The organism is Chitinophaga eiseniae (assembly GCF_900167135.1).
In the GTDB taxonomy this organism is placed as follows: domain Bacteria; phylum Bacteroidota; class Bacteroidia; order Chitinophagales; family Chitinophagaceae; genus Chitinophaga; species Chitinophaga eiseniae.
The window spans coordinates 95092-113797 of the sequence record NZ_FUWZ01000006.1 but is presented as its reverse complement, the minus strand read 5'-3'; the positions used below and the strand labels follow the sequence as shown (position 1 = coordinate 113797).

At 50.5% G+C, this 18706-nt stretch carries 17 protein-coding genes; 4 read left to right on the top strand and 13 right to left on the bottom strand.

Annotated elements, in window-relative coordinates; translation table 11 throughout:
- Window positions 1–9: 9 nt before the first annotated feature.
- On the bottom strand, window positions 10–945 hold the full coding sequence (locus tag B5D63_RS29430; protein WP_078672463.1) for an aspartate carbamoyltransferase catalytic subunit: 936 nt from the start codon (window positions 943–945) through the stop codon (window positions 10–12).
- 50 nt (window positions 946–995) lie between these two features.
- On the bottom strand, window positions 996–1526 hold the full coding sequence (gene pyrR / locus B5D63_RS29425; protein ID WP_078672462.1) for a bifunctional pyr operon transcriptional regulator/uracil phosphoribosyltransferase PyrR: 531 nt from the start codon (window positions 1524–1526) through the stop codon (window positions 996–998).
- A 155-nt stretch (window positions 1527–1681) separates the two neighbouring features.
- Between pyrR and B5D63_RS29420 the strand changes: the two genes are divergently transcribed.
- Window positions 1682–2314: a hypothetical protein gene (locus B5D63_RS29420; protein WP_078672461.1), complete on the top strand. Its 633-nt coding sequence runs from the start codon at window positions 1682–1684 to the stop codon at window positions 2312–2314.
- A gap of 72 nt (window positions 2315–2386) precedes the next feature.
- A complete protein-coding gene (locus B5D63_RS29415; protein WP_235021652.1) occupies window positions 2387–2902 on the top strand; it encodes a peroxiredoxin in 516 nt (171 codons plus the stop codon).
- 3 nt (window positions 2903–2905) lie between these two features.
- On the opposite strand, the gene B5D63_RS29410 is transcribed toward B5D63_RS29415, so the two are convergent.
- The 3 genes from B5D63_RS29410 to prfB all read right to left on the bottom strand — a co-directional run bounded on the left by B5D63_RS29410 (window position 2906) and on the right by prfB (window position 6212).
- Window positions 2906–3295 carry a hypothetical protein gene (locus tag B5D63_RS29410; RefSeq protein WP_078672459.1) on the bottom strand — a complete coding sequence of 130 codons (390 nt, stop codon included), beginning with the start codon at window positions 3293–3295 and terminating at the stop codon, window positions 2906–2908.
- Window positions 3296–3383: 88 nt separating this feature from the next.
- A complete protein-coding gene (pruA, locus tag B5D63_RS29405) occupies window positions 3384–5015 on the bottom strand; it encodes an L-glutamate gamma-semialdehyde dehydrogenase (RefSeq protein ID WP_078672458.1) in 1632 nt (543 codons plus the stop codon).
- A gap of 101 nt (window positions 5016–5116) precedes the next feature.
- Window positions 5117–6212 (bottom strand): peptide chain release factor 2 gene (gene prfB, locus B5D63_RS29400; protein ID WP_143313183.1). Its coding sequence is split into 2 segments (ribosomal slippage): window positions 5117–6151 and window positions 6153–6212, totalling 1095 coding nucleotides; the frame shifts between segments, so codons are not numbered across the junction.
- Window positions 6213–6376: 164 nt separating this feature from the next.
- On the opposite strand from prfB, the gene B5D63_RS29395 reads away from it, so the two are divergent.
- Entirely contained in the window at window positions 6377–7183 is an 807-nt protein-coding gene (locus B5D63_RS29395) for a hypothetical protein (RefSeq protein WP_078672457.1), read from the top strand.
- A 45-nt stretch (window positions 7184–7228) separates the two neighbouring features.
- Entirely contained in the window at window positions 7229–8881 is a 1653-nt protein-coding gene (gene pgi / locus B5D63_RS29390) for a glucose-6-phosphate isomerase (protein ID WP_078672456.1), read from the top strand.
- A gap of 125 nt (window positions 8882–9006) precedes the next feature.
- Here the strand turns inward: pgi and B5D63_RS29385 are convergent, their stop codons facing one another.
- From B5D63_RS29385 to B5D63_RS29350, 8 genes are all read right to left on the bottom strand, one after another.
- A complete protein-coding gene (locus B5D63_RS29385; RefSeq protein ID WP_078672455.1) occupies window positions 9007–9438 on the bottom strand; it encodes a DUF3276 family protein in 432 nt (143 codons plus the stop codon).
- A gap of 157 nt (window positions 9439–9595) precedes the next feature.
- Window positions 9596–11392 carry an ABC transporter ATP-binding protein gene (locus B5D63_RS29380; protein ID WP_078672454.1) on the bottom strand — a complete coding sequence of 599 codons (1797 nt, stop codon included), beginning with the start codon at window positions 11390–11392 and terminating at the stop codon, window positions 9596–9598.
- Between the two features lie 104 nt (window positions 11393–11496).
- Window positions 11497–12426, bottom strand: a complete 930-nt coding sequence (locus tag B5D63_RS29375; RefSeq protein WP_078672453.1) for a phosphoribosylaminoimidazolesuccinocarboxamide synthase — start codon at window positions 12424–12426, stop codon at window positions 11497–11499.
- Window positions 12427–12511: 85 nt separating this feature from the next.
- On the bottom strand, window positions 12512–13882 hold the full coding sequence (locus B5D63_RS29370) for an exonuclease domain-containing protein (RefSeq protein WP_078672452.1): 1371 nt from the start codon (window positions 13880–13882) through the stop codon (window positions 12512–12514).
- A gap of 1 nt (window position 13883) precedes the next feature.
- Entirely contained in the window at window positions 13884–15059 is a 1176-nt protein-coding gene (locus tag B5D63_RS29365; protein ID WP_078672451.1) for an ABC transporter permease, read from the bottom strand.
- Entirely contained in the window at window positions 15052–16221 is a 1170-nt protein-coding gene (locus B5D63_RS29360; RefSeq protein WP_078672450.1) for an ABC transporter permease, read from the bottom strand. Before B5D63_RS29360 ends, B5D63_RS29365 begins: the two co-directional genes overlap by 8 nt.
- Window positions 16218–17207 (bottom strand): HlyD family secretion protein, encoded by a 990-nt coding sequence (locus B5D63_RS29355; protein ID WP_078672449.1) that lies wholly within the window; start codon window positions 17205–17207, stop codon window positions 16218–16220. The genes B5D63_RS29360 and B5D63_RS29355 overlap by 4 nt, the downstream gene beginning before the upstream one ends.
- A gap of 14 nt (window positions 17208–17221) precedes the next feature.
- Window positions 17222–18676, bottom strand: a complete 1455-nt coding sequence (locus B5D63_RS29350; protein ID WP_200817123.1) for a TolC family protein — start codon at window positions 18674–18676, stop codon at window positions 17222–17224.
- Window positions 18677–18706: the final 30 nt, after the last annotated feature.

Genomic DNA, 18706 nt, shown 5'->3' with positions numbered 1-18706 from the left:
TTGTTTACTTTATTGAAGGTCTTGTTTTTTGCCCGCCAGCAGGTACAAAGCGGCCATTCTCACTGCAACACCGTTTTCTACCTGGTCCAGTATGATGGACTGGCCGGAGTCCGCCACATCGGAGTTCAGTTCCACACCACGGTTGATCGGTCCGGGATGCATGATCAGGATCTCCTTATTGAGGCTGTCCAGCAGCTGACGGTTAACCCCATATGCCAGCGAGTACTCCCGGAGGGAAGAAAACAACGGCGTGTTTTGTCTTTCCAGCTGGATACGGAGCACGTTGGCCACATCGCACCATTGCAACGCTTCCCGGATATTGTAGCTTACATTGACGCCGAGGGCCGCGGCGATGTGTTTGGGAATAAGTGTGGGCGGACCTACCACGGTAACTTCCGCACCGAGTTTTTTCAGACAGTAGATATTGGAAAGGGCCACACGCGAATGCATGATATCTCCGCAGATAGCGACTTTCTTTCCTTCCACAGCACCGAGCTTTTCCCGGATGGAGAAAGCGTCCAGCAAGGCCTGTGTGGGATGTTCGTTGATACCGTCACCTGCATTCAGAATGGGCACCTGTATATGGCGCGACAGGAAATGCGGCGCCCCGCTGGCGGAATGACGCATCACCACCACGTCCACTTTCATGGACAGGATATTGTTGACCGTATCGATCAGCGTCTCCCCTTTTGACACGGAAGAACCGGAAGCAGAGAAATTGATGGTATCTGCGCCCAGCCTTTTTTCTGCCAGTTCAAAAGAAATGCGGGTTCGGGTTGAGTTCTCAAAAAATAAATTAACGATGGTAGTGTCGCGCAGCGTGGGAACTTTTTTAATCGGCCTTTGTAAAACCTCCTTAAACTGGTCGGCTGTTTGAAAAATAAGTTCTATATCCTGGCGCTGCAGATCGCGAATTCCGAGTAAGTGTTTTACAGAAAGTGACATTAATGTGCAAATATAAAGGGTGAAATCCGATTTGAAAAATCCGGTTTATGTTAATCAACCAGAATGACTTCATCTTTGCCATCCCTTTGCTCCCATAATACCCTTACTTTCTGGGAAATAAGAGCATCGATGGTACGCCCGGTATAATCGGGCTGAATGGGCAGCTGACGGCTGAACCGGCGATCTATCAACGCCAGCAGTTCCACCGAGGCCGGCCTGCCGAAGTCGAGCATGGCATCCAGTGCCGAACGGATCGTTCGTCCTGTATACAATACATCGTCGATCAGCACCACCTTTTTATTTTCTATGGAGAAATTAATGTTGGTTTCACTGGGCACATGGAGTGTTTTGCCCTTATTGTAATCGTCCCTGTAAAAGGTAATGTCCAGTTTGCCGTAGTGAATAGCAGTACCAGGCAACAGTTTTTTCAACGTTTCATAAATCCTGTCTCCCAGGTAAATGCCACGCGGCTGCAAACCTATCAGCACTGTATTTTCAAACTGTAAATGATTCTCGATCAGCTGATGGCAAAGCCTGTCTATCGTAATAGCCAGCTGTTTGCCGTTTAGTATGGTCTTCAAAACTATACGCTTTTAGTCGCCAAAAATACGGATTAATGCCACACTTAAAAAGATGAATATCAGAAAGTCGCAAGATAAATATCTGCCTCTTTCATTTTTCCGCCTGAAAGATTTCGTTTATATAGCAACAAATTCATATTCAATCATCCCGTTTTATGAAAAAAGTTATCATCCCTCTGCTGGCAGCTGCCGCCTTTCTGAACAGCGGTCAGCTGTTTGCCCAGCAAAAGAAGAATTTTATCAGTGTCGCCGCCGGATATTCCGATGCAAGTAACATCTACGACTATGGAACCGGTCTGACCAAAACAACTACCCGCTCGCTTAATATCGGTCCTGCTTATGGCTATTACTTCCGGGAAAGATGGGCCGTCGGCATTCAGGGTAGTTATAATAACTACGATAGTGATAATGCTGTTCCTATGAAAAGCAGCGTATGGAATGTGGGCCCTTTTGTGCGGTATGAGCAACCTATATGGGATAACCGCTTGTCCGTGTATACCGATGGTTTTGTCTATGCAGGTTTTGGTAAGACAGATAGCTATTCTGAGGCAGGCGGCGCACGTTATTACAGAGAGCGGACGACCACCAGCTTTGACCTTAGTATCACACCAGGACTCCTTTTCCATTTAACGCCGTCTTTTTCGTTGATTGCCAACATGGGCCCTGTTTTCAGGGCAGGCGTACAGACAGAAAAAGTAAGCGAGGTAAAGGCCAACTCCTCCAATGTAGGTCTGTTTAAGGGTTTTGGGTTGAACAACGTCATGTTCGGGCTCAACTTCCACTTCTAAAACAACAGCGGGAAATTAGTTGCACTGATTTCCCGCTATCTGTTGTACTTTAGTTGTACCAAACTATTTGGTATGAAAACACTCAAGCTAATCATTGCCATGGCCGCTTTTTTACAATTCTGGGGTCCGTCTGCCGAAGGGCAACTCAAAGTTGGGGACAAAGTCCCGGTATTCAGTCTGCAGGACCAAAACGGGAAAACATTTGACATCAGCACTGTATTGGGAAAACAGCCCCTCGTCATCTATTTTTATCCGAAAGACGAAACCAGCGTATGTACGAAAGAAGCCTGTTCTTTCCGGGATTCTTACCAGGACTTTCAGCGCTACGGCGCCATGGTGATCGGTATCAGTTCCGATAATGTAGCTTCCCACAGGAGCTTTGCCACCCACCATAACCTTCCCTTCACTTTACTCAGTGATCCTAAAAACGAAGCCCGCAAGCTGTTCGGCGTGCCTAAAACATTCGTGATTCCCGGGCGTGTTACTTATATCGTAGACAAAAACGGTGTAGTGGTACATACGTTTAATAGTCTCCGCGATGGCGAAAAGCACGTTACAGAAGCGCTGGCGGCGCTAAAAAAAATGTAGGGATCAGCGCTTACGGAGATCTCTGAACGAGGAGATTTCTTCCTTCAGCTGGAACAGGTGTATGCTCCAGATAAGTCCCTGTACCAGGGTATAGGCGGTGAGTGCGAGGAAAACGGAAAGCTCTTTCACGTTGCCCATTTTATCTGCCATCATGAGTATTCTCACCAGGAAAATCGCCGCTAATGCCAGGAATATCAGCACTTTGGTGCCTTTTTTCTTCAGCTGCCGGCGGAAATAGGCATCATAAGCCAGACATGCCTGTTGCGCCGCTTCCTGCGGGGCATAGCCGCCGGCGATGAGGCGTTGTTCCAGGTCGGCCACCCGCCACTGTTTATGTGGTTCCCCGAAGTATTGTTGTGCGATCGTGCTGACGGCTTCTTTTCCTGTCTCCATGTCTGGTCATTTGTTTCATTTACAAAATAAGTAAAAGGCGATGAATAAACATTCATCGCCTTTTGTTTATCATGAACATTTGAAGTTCTTATGCTTCTTTCAGGAACGGGTACCGGTAGTCGGTAGCCGGAACGAAAGTCTCTTTGATGCTTCTGGCGCTGAGCCAACGGTACAGGTTCAGCATGGAGCCGGCTTTGTCGTTGGTACCGGAAGCACGGGCGCCGCCGAACGGCTGCTGGCCTACTACTGCGCCGGTAGGTTTGTCATTGATGTAGAAGTTGCCTGCGCTGTTTACCAGTTTCCGGGTAGCCAGTTCCACGGCGTAGCGGTCCTGCGCGATGATAGCGCCGGTGAGGGCGTATTCGGAGGTACTGTCTACCGTATGCAGGATGTCTTCAAATTTCTCGCCATCATAAACATAGATCGTTAACACGGGGCCGAAGATTTCTTCGCACATGGTCACATAGTTGGGATCAGTAGTTTCGATGACAGTAGGCTCAATGAAGTAACCTTCTGATTTGTTGTAGTTACCGCCGGCGATGATTTTCGCCTTGGGATCTTTTTTCGCGTTATCGATATACTGCGCGATCTTATCGAAAGAGCGTTCATCGATCACCGCATTGATGAAGTTGCTGAAATCCTCTGTTGTGCCCATTTTCATGGACTTCAGATCAGCAACCAGTTTGGATTTTATCTGGTCGGCAAGATTGTTTGGTATGTATGCGCGGGAGGCGGCAGAACATTTCTGGCCCTGGTATTCGAAGGCGCCACGGGCGAGTGCGGTCGCGGAGGTGTCCACATCGGCTGATTTGTGTATCACAACGAAGTCTTTACCACCTGTTTCACCTACGATACGGGGATAGGTTTTGTATTTGTGGATGTTTTCGCCGATGGTTTTCCACATGGTCTGGAAGACGCCGGTGGAGCCGGTGAAGTGGATACCGGCAAAGTGAGGATCGGCAAAGCAGATATCGCCGATCAGCGGGCCACCTGCGTAAACGAGGTTGATCACGCCTTCAGGCAGGCCTGCTTCGATCATGATTTTCATGAACATGCTGGCGGCAAACACCTGGGTGTTAGCGGGTTTCCACACCACTACGTTACCGCACATGGCAGCAGAGGTCGGCAGGTTACCGGCGATGGCGCTGAAGTTGAAAGGTGTTACTGCCAGTACAAAACCTTCGAGTGGGCGGTACTCCACGCGATTGTGGGTCAGCGGGGCGCTCACAGGCTGCTGACGATATATTTCGCTCAGGAAGTGAACGTTGTAACGGAGGAAGTCGATCAGTTCGCAGGCACTGTCGATCTCAGCCTGGTAAGCGTTTTTACTCTGGCCGAGCATGGTGGCCGCGTTCATGTGGAAGCGGTATTTGGTGGCGATCAGGTCGGCAGCGCGCAGGAAGATGCCGGCGCGTGTTTCCCAGTCCATGTTCGCCCATTTCTCACGTGCTTCCAGTGCAGCAGCGATGGCAGCTTTCACATGGGAAGCGTCTCCCTGATGGAAATGACCCAACTTGTGCTTGATTTCATGCGGCGGGCGCAGGTCTACCGTGTTACCGGTACGAACTTCTTTACCACCGATATACATCGGAATATCTGCCACTTCAGCTTTAAATGCTGCCAATTGTTTTTTCAGCGCAGCTCTTTCCGGGGAACCGGGTGCATAACTCAACACGGGCTCATTAGCAGGTGCAGCGTATTGAAAATATCCTGTATTCATTTCCTCAGATTTTGTTGGTGTATCTATTAACAAAAAAGTTTCCGCTGCAAATTTACGGTCAAATTTGCAGCAGAAACCTATTAATTATTTACCTATCATTATCAATTATTGTCCTCTTCCTTCTGCATCATCAGGTAAGCCTTGATAAAACCGTTCAGCTCACCGTCCATTACAGGTCCCACGTTACCCACTTCAAAATCGGTGCGGTGGTCTTTGATCATTTTGTAAGGATGGAACACATAAGACCGTATCTGGGAGCCCCATTCGATCTTACGTTTGTTGGCGTTGGCAGCGTTTTTCAGTTCTTCGCGTTTCCTGAGTTCCTCTTCGTACAGGCGTGATTTCAGCATGGTGAGCGCTTTTTCGCGGTTCTCCCCTTGCGTACGTGCCTGCTGGCATTCGATAATGATGCCGGAAGGGATGTGTTTCAGGCGCACGGCAGTCTCCACCTTGTTCACGTTCTGTCCGCCTTTACCGCCCGACCGGTAGAATTCCCATTCCAGGTCGGCAGGGTTAACAGCGATTTCGATCGTATCGTTCACTAACGGGTATACATACACGGAAGCGAAAGAGGTGTGCCTGCGGGCGTTTGAGTCGAAAGGCGAAATACGTACCAGCCGGTGTACACCGCTTTCCGCTTTCAGGTGTCCATAGGCAAAATCGCCGTCGAACTCCAGGGTGGCGGATTTGATGCCAGCGCCGTCGCCATATTGCGTGTCAATTTCCGATACTTTCCATCCCTGTTTTTCTCCATACATGCGGTACATTCGCAGCAGCATTTCAGCCCAGTCCTGGCTCTCCGTACCGCCGGCGCCCGAATTGATGGTCAATACTGCCGGCATTTCGTCTTCCGGCTGGTTCAGGGTGGATTTGAATTCAAGGTCTTCCAAAGCGGTCAACGCAGTGCCGTAGGCCTGCTCCACCTCCTCTTCCGTTGCCTCTCCTTCTTTAAAGAAATCATTGAGCACGCTGCTGTCTTCAATGGCGGTATGCACATTGTCGTACAGATCTACCCAATATTTGTTTACCTTAATTTCCTTCAGGATAGAAGTCGCTCTGGCATTGTCATCCCAGAATCCGGGGGCCAGGCTCAGTTGTTTGTCGTTTTCGATTTTAGCTATTCGGTCAGGGACGTTAAAGAAAACCTCCCAGGACATAAAGACGGTCCCTCATAGCTTTAAGTTGCTCTGCTGTCATAGCGGGCAAATGTATGTAAAAATGTGCAATTCTGCTAATGTATTCACAATTCTACGGAACGTCACTGCTATCCTTTAACATACCTTTAGCATAATTTTTGTAGTAGGAGCGGGGAAACCACATCGGTAATATTTTAAATAATATTAAAAAAAGTTCCTATTACAATGATGGTAGCCCATGAAACCCTTCATTACAAAAACAAATCGGTATTCAACACCCTCGCTTTTGTGCTTATGATAGCTACCAATGCGCTGTCATGGTTGCTGCCCATCAACGGTAAAAATACCGGGGAAATATCCGATGAATACCCCAATCTCTTTGCACCGGCGGGTTTCACTTTCTCTATCTGGAGCCTGATTTATCTTTCGTTGTGCAGCTTTGTGATTTATCAGCTGTGGCTGGCCTTCTCTGGTAAACGTCCCGGCACGCTGGCACGCGTGATGAGCGCTATGAAGGAATGGTTCCTGGTCAGCTGTGTAGTGAACGCCACATGGCTCTTCGCCTGGCATTATGAACTGATACCAGTCACCGTAGGGCTCATACTCATTTTGCTGGCAGCGCTTTTTATCATTCACATAAACTTCGGCATCGGCCGCAGTAATCCCGGCATGGCGGAAAGACTGTTCATCCATGTGCCCTTCAGTATTTATCTCGGCTGGATCAGTATCGCCACGCTTGCCAATATCACGACACTGCTGGTGTACGCAGGATGGACCGGCAGCGTCACCTTCCAGGTATGGTGGACCATCAGCATGATCGCGCTGGGCACGCTGATCAGCATAGGGATGATATTGCGGCGCAACAATATCCTGCACGCGCTGGTGGCGGTATGGGCATTTTACGGCATTCTTATTAAAAGACGGGAAGCAGGTATTCCTGAACAACAACCCATCATTCACAGTTGTATAATAGCTATGGGTATTATCGCCATTGCAATTTCCTGGCATTTATACAGGAAGCCTAGATCTTAAAAAGTAAAAGATTATTTTTGAGGCGCAATTAACTAAAGCTATTATATGTTTCCATCTACCAGTCCAGTAGCCACCAAAGCGTGGCAGGCATTGCAAAAACATGCCGACGAAATGAAAAAGGTACAGATGCGTGCCTTGTTTATGGAAGACCAGGAGCGTTTCAAAACGTTTTCGCTTCAACTGGAAGACACCCTGTTCGACTATTCCAAGAACCTGATCACAGAAGATACGCGTGCCCTGCTGCTGTCACTGGCCGACGAATCCGGCGTAAACGCCGCCATCAAAGCGATGTTCGGCGCAGAGAAGATCAACTTCACGGAAAACCGCGCCGTGCTGCATACCGCGCTGCGCAATTTCTCCGGCAAACCGGTAATGCTCGACGGCCGCGACGTAATGCCGGACGTACTGGGCGTACTCAATAAAATGGACCACATCTGCCGGCAGGTACACTCCGGCGAATGGAAAGGTTATACGGGCAAGCCTATACGTTATATCGTCAACATCGGTATCGGCGGTTCCGACCTCGGCCCGGTAATGGTGACCGAAGCGCTGAAACCTTACTGGAAACCAGGCATACAACCTCACTTTGTGTCCAATGTGGACGGTACGCACATCGTGGAAACGCTGAAACAGGTGACGCCCGATGAAACGCTCTTCCTCATTGCGTCCAAAACATTCACCACGCAGGAAACCATGACCAACGCACACACGGCGCGCAACTGGTTCCTCGAACACGCACAAGACGAAAAATTCGTTGCCAAACATTTTGTGGCGTTGTCTACGAATGAAAAAGCGGTGACGGCTTTCGGTATCGATCCCAACAACATGTTTGAGTTCTGGGATTGGGTAGGCGGCCGCTACTCCCTGTGGTCCGCTATCGGCCTGTCTATTGCGCTGACCATCGGTTATGAAAATTTCACAGCACTGCTCAACGGCGCACATGCGGCAGACAACCACTTCACCCAGACACCACTGGACCGCAATATACCTGCTGTCATGGCGCTGGTGGGACTCTGGAACGGTAACTTCCTCGGCGCAAACACAGAAGCCATCCTGCCGTACGATCAATATATGCACCGCTTTGCGGCCTATTTCCAACAGGGCAATATGGAAAGCAACGGTAAACATGTGGACCGCAACGGTGCCCCTGTGCAGTATGAAACCGGCCCGATCGTATGGGGCGAACCCGGCACCAACGGCCAGCACGCTTTCTACCAGCTGATCCATCAGGGAACCCGGCTCATTCCCTGCGATTTTATCGCACCGGCTATCAGCCACAACCCTATTGGCGATCATCACGTGAAACTGCTGTCTAACTTCTTCGCACAAACGGAGGCGCTCATGAACGGCAAAACCGAGGCGGAAGTGTTAGCAGAACTGCAGAAGGCCAACACCTCCGAAGAAGAAATCAAACGGGTGTTGCCTTATAAAGTATTTACCGGCAACCGCCCGTCCAACTCCTTCCTGCTGAAGCAGATCACACCACGCTCCCTGGGTATGCTGATCGCATTCTATGAGCACAAGATCTTTGTACAGGGTGTTATCTGGAATATCTACAGCTTCGATCAGTGGGGTGTGGAACTGGGTAAACAACTGGCTGGCAAGATACTTCCGGAGCTGCAGAATGAAGATTACATTGCTAACCATGACGCCAGTACGAATGGTCTGATCAATGCCTTCAAAGCTTACCGCAAATAGACATAGTATAACCATCTGAAAAAGAGAATCGCCCACTGAAATATTCAGTGGGCGATTCTCTTTTATAACTTAATACGACGGTGACTCCTTCATCATGTAATCAATGGGAATCATGGAAATCACAGTTACCATTTGTCTACCTCGTCAGCGCTATGTGAAGCCTGGGCGGAAGCCGCAATCGGAGCTGCAGTGGCAACTACTTCAGCGGTACGGGTTACCTCGCTGTCGCCTTCTGTTTCGTCCTGGTCTTCCTGCACATAATCGTGATTGTAGGCATCAAAATCAAAATCGGGCATCAACTCAGTTTTAACGTAGTTGATAGTTTCGGTCAGTGCGTTCAGGAACTTGTTGAAGTCTTCCTTGTACAGAAATACTTTGTGCCTGTCATAACCGTTGTCATTAAAACGTTTTTTACTTTCTGTGATGGTCAGAAAGTAATCGTTTCCCCGAGTGGTCTTTACATCAAAGAAGTATGTCCTTCTTTTGCCCGCTTTCAATCGTTTAGAAAAGATGCTATCATTGTTTCTTTCCTGTTGATTGGTGTTTTCGTACGCCACAGTTGATAGATTTAAGTGTTAACGAATCAAATCCTGTTACAATAAGGAACAAATATACTATTGTTTTACAAATATCAAAATATTTTTAAATGATTTTGAAAAATCATAAAACCGGGCTGTAACAGGCCGTGGCAGAGACTATACAAGAGCGTGATTGTTATTCAGTTACACTTTCTTCGTCACCGGATTGCTGTCTTGTGTACAGTTCAGCATAGTATCCATTCAATGATAATAATTCTTCATGTGTCCCCTCTTCCACGATGCTGCCTTCATCCAATACGATGATCTTGTCAAACTCAAACAGGGAGAAGATCCTGTGGGTAATGATAACGGCCGTTTTGTTTTTCAGGTAGGCGTACAGGTTGCCGATGATCTCTTTCTCCGTACGGGCGTCCACGGCAGAGAGACAGTCATCAAAAATCATGATGTCCGGGTTCTTGATCAGCGCCCGGGCAATGGATATACGTTGTTTCTGCCCGCCGCTGAGCGTAACGCCCCGCTCTCCTATCGCTGTATCAAACCCTTCATTGAAGCCGAGAATATCCTTCTCCACCGAAGCCTGCCGGGCAGCCTGCTGCACTGCCTGCAAATTGGCCGCAGGATCACCGAAACGGATGTTATTGGCAATAGAGTCTGAGAAAAGGAACACATCCTGGGGCACATAACTGATCTGGTTGCGCAGCTGTTCCAGATGCATATAACGGACATCGTGCGTATCCAGCATCACCCGGCCCTGCTGCGGATCGTACATGCGTATCAGTAGTTGCGCCAGCGTACTCTTCCCGGAACCGGTGCGGCCGATCACCGCCACTTTCTGGCCTGCGGCTATATGCAGGTTGATATTTTTCAACGCGGTTATACCGGTATGCGGGTAGGTGAAGGTAACATTCTCCAGCCGCACCGCTCCCTCCAGCTGCACCGTATGGGCAGTGGGTTCGTCTTTGATCTCCGGTTCAATTTTCAAAAATTCGTTTATCCGTTGCTGTGAGGCAGCGGCACGCTGTACCATCGTAGCCACCAGCCCGATGGACAAGAAAGGAAACATCAGCATGTTCACATAGATCACAAACTCAGCAAGGTTGCCAACGGTGATATTTCCCTCAATCACCTGGTAGCCTCCGATGAAAATGGTCAGTATCACGCTCAGCCCGATCATCAGCGCCATGACAGGCTGAAACAACGCGTCGGTTTTGGCAAGGCTGATGGAACTGAGCTTATACGCTTCGCTGGCACTTTCAAAATGACGTCCGCTGGCTTCCTCCTGAACGTAGGATTTGATCACCCGGATACCGGAGTATGATTCCTGCGCGATGGAAGTAATGTTGGATAACTCTGCCTGTATCCTTTCACTTTTACGATGAATGATTTTGTTTACATAGTAGATCGTCAATGCCAGGAAAGGCAGCGGAGACAAGGTGTACAGCGTCAGCAGCGGATTTACGTCCAGCATCAGGTAAACGATGATGACAATCAGGAACAGGGTGCGGGAAGCGTACATAATCGCCGGGCCAACGTACATGCGCACACGGGATACATCCTCCGTGATGCGGCTCATCAGGTCCCCTGTGCGGTGCATCTTAAAGAAGTTAAGGTCCAGCTTCTGATAATGCTGGTAAATTTCATTCTTGAGGTCATATTCAATATGCCGGCTCATCACAATGAGCGTTTGCCGCTGGAGGAAGAGGAAAAAGCCGCTCAGCAGCGCAAAGATCAATATGCTCACCCCGTAAAAAGCGAGGATATGGGAGAAGTCAGACCGGAAAGCACTCTTAAGGCCGGTATCACTGAGCAAACGGTACTCGTCCAGATTATGCGACAGCAGGTCGAAGATCTGCCGGACCATGATGGGCTGAAAAACGCTGAAGACTATCGATATGGCCGTAAACAACAGCCCAAGGATCAGGCGCCATTTGTTGGCCAGAAAATATTTATTAAGCGCAGCAAGATGTTTCAATCGGAAAGTTTTGCCACAAAAATAAGCCAAAGTAGCTTACGAAAAAGAGCGGAGGTCAAAGCTAATGCTCCGGCCTCCGCTCTTGTATACTTCAATTGTACTGATTACAGCTGTTTCAGCGCTTCGATAATTTTCGCTTCTGCTACTTCCGGTGTTACATCTTCTTTCACGAACTTGCGGCCGGTAATGTTTTCAAACAGTTCGATATAACGTTCGCTCACGCTGTTGATGAACTCGTCGGTCATTTCAGGCACCTGCTGGCCATCTTTACCCTGGAATCCGTTTTTCATCAGCCATTCACGCACAAACTCCTTGCTCAGTTGTTTCTGTTGTTGCCCGGTTTTCTGGTTCTCTTCGTACCCTTCTGCATAGAAGTAACGGGAAGAGTCCGGCGTGTGGATTTCGTCGATCACATAGATGGTATCGCCGATTTTTCCGAATTCGTATTTGGTATCTACGAGGATCAGGCCACGTTCTGCCGCCATCTCTTTACCTCTCGCAAAAAGGGCCAGGGTGTACTTTTCCAGTTGCTCGTAGTCTTCTTTGCTCACCAGCCCCCTAGCGATAATTTCCTCACGGGAAATGTCTTCGTCGTGGCCTTCATGTGCTTTGGTCGTAGGTGTGATGATCGGCTGGGGAAAGAAATCATTTTCTTTCAGCCCTTCCGGCATGGTAACGCCGCAGAGTACACGCTGACCGGTTTTATAGGTCCTCCAGGCATGCCCGGTAAGATTGCCGCGTACCACCATTTCCACGGGGAACGTTTCGCATTTCAAACCTATTGTTACATTCGGCAGCGGCGTGGACTTCACCCAGTTAGGTACGATGTCTTTGGTAGCTTCCAGCATAATGGCGGCCACCTGGTTCAGTACCTGCCCTTTGTAAGGAATAGGACGGGGCAAAACTACATCGAACGCAGAGATACGGTCGCTTACTGTCATGACCATGAGTTTGTCCCCGATGGTATATACATCACGTACTTTCCCTTTGTAGAAGGCGGTCTGGCCCGGAAATTTGAAATTTGACTCTAACATGAATTATGAACTTAAAAATGAGTTATCACTGATTTGCGTGCAAAAGTAAACCATGAATGGCATGATTTCAATTTTTTTCCGCCATTCATTTTGGGGAGGATGCCAACTGTTGCCCGTTGCCGGCATACGGCCGCAATAAACCGACGATGATTTCATTCTCGGGGTACTGGGTAAGGTGCGGCCTTAGTAGTTCGGCATCGGTTGTTTGGAGGTGCACTGGCACATAGCCCATACCATAAAAACGGCCTTTCTCCATGAGGATGCAACTCTGTTCCCCGGTGTTACGGCCCTTGTCCAGTATCACCACGGAAGGCTGCTGTTCCTGCAGGAAGGCTATCGCCGCTTTTACACGTTCATTATAAACAGCCGGCAATTCCGCCTTTTCACAGGCGCCATGACAGGTAGCGGCTGTTTTTCCGGCACAGGTGCCCCCTCCCTTCTGCAGAAAACACAGTTTGGGGCACAACTCAAACTGCCGGATCAGGGCCCGTAGCAGCCGGTGCCCGTCTATCAGCAGGTTAAAGGCATGTACCGGGTGGCTGAACTTACGCTTCTTCTCGATGGCGAGACGCAGGTATCCCTCCTGGTCTTCAAAAAGGTAAAAACCATAACGGAACTCCACCCGCTTCTGTGCTGCATTAAAAGCAGGCCACAGCCGTTTGATCTCCACCGACTCGAGGATACAGGCCATCAGGTCCGTGGCGGTTTCCTGGAAGGTGATATTATAAACGGTATGCAGGAAATTCTGCCGCTGACGGCTGGCACTATGCCCCGTAAAGTGGCTGTTAACACGCTTTTTCAGGTCTTTAGCTTTCCCCACGTACACTACTTTTCCTTTGATATCATGGAAATAATAGACACCGGGCACCTCCGGCAGTTGTTTCACTACTTCCGGTTGCAGGTTCGGCGGCAGGAACTGTTCTTTCGAACCCGCTTTCAGCGCTCCGGCAATGGCATTCTCTTTGTCATGCTGTAACAGCAGGGAGAAAAGCTTTGTAGTCGCCTCCGCGTCGCCGCCTGCACGGTGACGGCCGTTGATCGGGATTTCCAGATGACGGCAGAGGTTGCCCAGGCTATAAGACGGCAGCCCGGGGAAAATTTTCCTGCCCAGCCTGACCGTGCACAACTTCTTACACTGAAGCTCCAGCCCGGCAGCCGCCAGGTGATGTTTTACGAACGAATAATCAAAGTTGACATTATGCGCCACGAAAATTTTATCGTGCAACAGTTCATAGATCAGCGGCGCCACTGCTTCGAACGGCGGAGCTTCTGCCACCATGCTGTTGGTGATACCCGTCAGCGACGCTATGTAATAGGGAATGGGCACCCCAGGATTGACCAGCGTCTGGTAATGCTGCGTGATTTCCCGGCCATCAAACAGGTAGATGGCGATTTCGGTGATGCCGTTGGCGCTGGCGTGCCCCCCGGTAGTTTCTATATCGACGATTGCGTACACCTTACAAAGATATAGGTTGTTGCTTTTTATTCAATCGTTTTAATCCCCATAATGCCATCAAAAGGTAAAACATCCATAACAGCAGCAGGTGTATCACCGATCCGGCGTGGTCCTGCAGGGTGCCCCCGGTCTGAACGATGGACGTATACACCTTCACGAAAGGTGTCAGCGGCAGCAGGGACGACAGTCCCTGTAACAACGGCGGCATCGACTCGAATGGCCAGGCATAACCGCATATAAGGAAAAAAGGATATGTCGAGAAGGCCATCAGCTGGGCGGCCAGCAGCTGACTTTTAAACAACGTCCCTATCCATACGGCCATAGGAATGAGGGTCGCAACAAACAGGAACAACAACACAGCGAGGTCCCGGTAACTGCCCCGGAAAGGCAGCTGCAGCACCTGGTAGTTGACCGTCATAAAAAACGCAGCATAGGCCAGGTACAGCAACAGGTAAAAAGCCGCTTTGCCATACAGCATGCCCGACAGTCCCCCGCCCACCTTTACCAGCCGGCCGATTTCCCCGTTCTCCCTTTCCAGGGCAACGCTGCCGGAAAGGCCCAGCAGCAGTGTCTGCTGGAGGATCAGCACCAGCAATACCGGCAGCAGAAAACCGCCATAGCTGGCCTGCGGGTTATAGAGCGGGCGGTAGTCTATATTGACCGGCATCGCTTCCTGCAAGGCCATAGCGGAATTCAGGCCCATTTTTTCCTGGTACTGCAACCGCACCCCCGCTCCGATCGTCAGCCCCAGCTGGGTGATGGCGCCGGTCAGCTCACTGGACGGCAGAAAACGCGCGCCATTCACCGCCAGCACCACATCAGCCTGTTGCAGGGAGAGCACCTTGCTTTGCATGCCTTTGGGGATGTAAAAGTACCCCTGCGCTTCTCCCCTGTACATCCGCTCCTGTGCCGCCTCCAGCGACGAAGCCCGCAGCACGGACACTACCTGCATATTGTTCATCTGCTCCACAAACATGCGGGACATTTCACTGCGGTCATCATCGGCAACGGCCAGTACCACTTTCTCCTCTACCTTGTAACTGTAGATGGTGCCGTAAAAAAACACATAGAACAACGGCGCGAGCAACAGCGTGAGCAACAGGCTGTGATTGCCGGCTATCAGCTTTATTTCCCGGAGGAACAGCTGTCCCATATTATTGTTACGCCCGTCACGCATGTTGCACAGTTGAAGGTTGAAGGGTACGCTGGAAAAGCAGGATGGCCACCGGCAGCCCTACCACGGTAAACAGCAGCATGTGCGCCATTTCCAGCCTGACATAACGCAGCGGCAGGTCCATAAAATACACTTTGAAGAACGCGTCCACAAAAGGCGTCAGCGGCATGATCATCGCATAATACTGATCGTACCAGGGCATGCCCCAGCGCGGAAAGGTAAAACCGCTGAACACAAAGGCCGGCGAAGTGTAGAAGATGCCTACGTCACAGGCCAGCAACAGGTCTTTGAAAATGGCCGACACCATCATGCCTACACTGATACAGGCCAGCATCAGCAAAGTAAAAATCGTAAACAGTCCCCAGCTGAACAGCTGTGCCCCGGAGGCAAACAACGGGTAGATAATCAATGTAATGATCATATAGTCCAGCCAGGCGACACCAAGATAGGCGAGCGACTTCCCCATGACGGCGTTGGAAGCCGATCCGTTGCTCGCTTCGTATAGTGCTTCCAGCGACCCTGTTTTCTGTTCATAGTTCAGCGCCAGCGCCACCACCATGATCATCATCATCTGCATGGCCACTGCTATCACGCCCGGCACGAGGTACTGCTGATAATCGTACCGTGGATTATATAAAGTAAACGACTGTAGCTGTACCGGCATTACCAGCGCCATAGCCTTCCCTGCGGGCATGCCCGTTTTCACCAGCTTTTGCAGCTGCACCCCTGCCGCGGCGGTAAGCAGCACCTGGGCCGCATCTTTGTACAATAACTTGGCCGGTACCAGGTAGGATACATTGGTATAGATGGTGACATACACCGGGCGACGGCTTTTAATATGTTCATCCATCCGGCGGGGGAAGTGGATAGCGCCCATCACGGTGCCGCTGTGCAGCATAGCCTGTAGTTCCCCTTCGCTGTGCACCTGCTGTGTGATGTGAATGCTCTCCGTTTGTTCCAGCATAAAAGTGAACTGCCGCGACAGCGGCGAATTAGCTTCGTCCCAGATGGCCACCGGCAGGTCTTTCGCGAAATGTTTATTATAGATGCCCGCATACAGCAAACACAACACCGGCGGCAGCACCAGCATGGCGATGTAATACACCGGGAACGTAAGGATACGTTTCCATTCCCTGATCATAACCTTGAAGATGGCGGGTCTCATGGCATTTGCAGCGAGGCCGTCATGCCGGGGCGCAATCCCTGCACGTCGGACGGGTTAACGGGTTTAAGGTCCACGGTAAAGGTGCGCAGCTCGAATTTGCCTTTTTCCTTTACCGGTATCCAGTTCGCGAACGTCAGCGACGGCGCCGCTTTATAGACCACCGCCTCAAATTTCCCGGGGGTGCAGCCAGGAACATCAAGCCGGACTTTGGCGCCGACCGGCAGCCTGTTCATATCATCCTGCCGGATATTAAACCGTACATGGTACGTATTGGGCTTCTGCAGGGTCATCAGCGGGTAACCGATAGACACGATCTCTCCTTCTTCTATGACCATAGAAGAGATAATGCCGTCGGACGGCGCGTGGAGGTAGGTGTTATCCGATAACGCTTTAGTAAGATTATAACCTTCCTGCGCCTGTTTGAGGATAGCGGATGCCGCCTGCAGCATTTCGGGGCGGGTACCTTGTTTCAGCATGTCCATATTCAGTTTGGCGGTTTCCATTTCTTTTTTGGCAGCCTGTAGTTTAAAATACACCAGGTCTTTTTCCTGTCCGGATATCACCTCATCGCTGAAGAGGTTTTCCATCCGCTGATAGGTTTTCTGCATGAGCTTATATTGCTCCTGTGTGATGTTATAGAGATTATCGGCCGCTTTGATGGCTTCCGGACGGGCACCTTTCTCCAGCAGCTGCAGCTGGCTCTGCGCCGCCTCTATGGCTGCCAGCGCCTGATTACGGATGGCATTGATCTCAGTGGACCGCAACACGCCCAGCAGCTGCCCCTTTTTCACCGTGTCCCCCTGTTGCACCAGCAGGCTGTCCAGCCGGCCGGGGAATTCAGCGGCCACGTCCACATAATCGGCGTCCACCATGCCGATCACCGTATTGTCCGCGGCGGCCGGTTTCCTTAGGAAAAAAATCAGCGCAATGATCAGTACCACTAAGGGTATCAGCAATGCCCAGTAATTTTTTAGTACGGCTTTCATGTATATGACCGGTTTTAATTGTTAACGTATGTGGCGAAATATTCCGGTGTGCCTACCACGTTCCAGTACTCGGCCAGCGCGAGGTAGTAGCCCAGTACAGCGGTGTAGTATATTTTATGCATCTCTTCTTCCAGCAGCAGCGCATCATTTACGTCTTTCACGGAGGAGAGCTGGTTCTCCATGCGGTCAGTCACCAGTGAGGTAGTGAGGCGCGCCTGCTGCCGGGCGCTGTCCAGCGAAGCCACATCATGCTGTAGTGCCTTCACTTTATTGGCGGCCACACGCAACTGCAGCTCAAGGGACGTTTTGGTATTTTCAGCAGCCATGGCAGCTTCTTCTACCAGCAGTTTGCTGGCTTTGGTACGCTTATTACGCTGAAAGCCGTCGAACAACGTCCATTGCAGCTCCACGCCTATCAGCCATGGCGGTACCGTCACCGGCAGGTCCTTCTGATAGAGTGATACATTGCCGATGGCGAACAGGTTGGGCAGCGACAGGGAGCGTGTAGCCTTTACCGCTACCCTGGCCAGGTCTGTCTTGCTTTCCAGCAGGCGGTACGACGGATTGTTGCGCCAGAAGGCACTCTCCTCTTCTGCGGTGACATTCGCCTGTTCATACCGCAGCGTATCGCTGATAACGATGGCGGTATCTATGGGTCTGCCCAGCAGCTGGTTCATTTCAAGCAGCGCGTTTTCTTTTTCCAGTTCCAGGTTGCTGTAGCGGTTCGTTGCCTGGGTGTAGGACACCTTCGCCCAGTTGAGCAGATAAGGCGGTAGTATCTGGTTGTCTTTCAGCGACACGGCGTAATCCCTGTTTTTCCGGAAAGCCTCCACCACAACCGCTTCATGGGCCAGGATGGTATTAAGGTACATGATGCGCAGGTACTGGGCGCTGATCAGAAAATACAAGCCTTTCTCCACCACCTGCCTGTTGAACTCCCCGGCGGTTACCTGTGAGCGGGCCAGGTCCTGCGCAGCGGATATTTTTCCACCAAGATAGATGGGCTGGCGCACGCCTACACCTGCCACGAAATAGGATTGTTTGGCCAGCTGCGGGTTATAGTTGGGGTAAAACGCGTTGATCAGTCCTTTTGTGGCATTGGAGATAGCGTCTTGCACATTTTGTGGCAACGGTTGCCCGGTGATCTGCTGAAAGACGGTGTTGGCGGTGTTAACACTCTGCGCCGCCGATCCGTTCACCACCCCGTCTTTTACCTGCTGCAGATTGATTTCAAGCGGTTTTCCAAGGTAGTTGTAACCGGCCAGCAAATCTACTTTGGGGAACCAGGCACGATTCTCGGCCTGCAGGGAATATTCTCTCGCCTGCAGCGAGCGTTCCGCCTGTTTTACCAGCGCATTACGCTGGCGGGCGAGTTCATAACAATCTTTTAAAGTCAGCTGTTGTCCTTTCTCCTGCGCCAGGGCAAACATCGGCGGCAGGATGAGTGTTAATAACAGGAGATGTTTCATAAGATATCTTTTCGTCCGGATTTTCCTGAG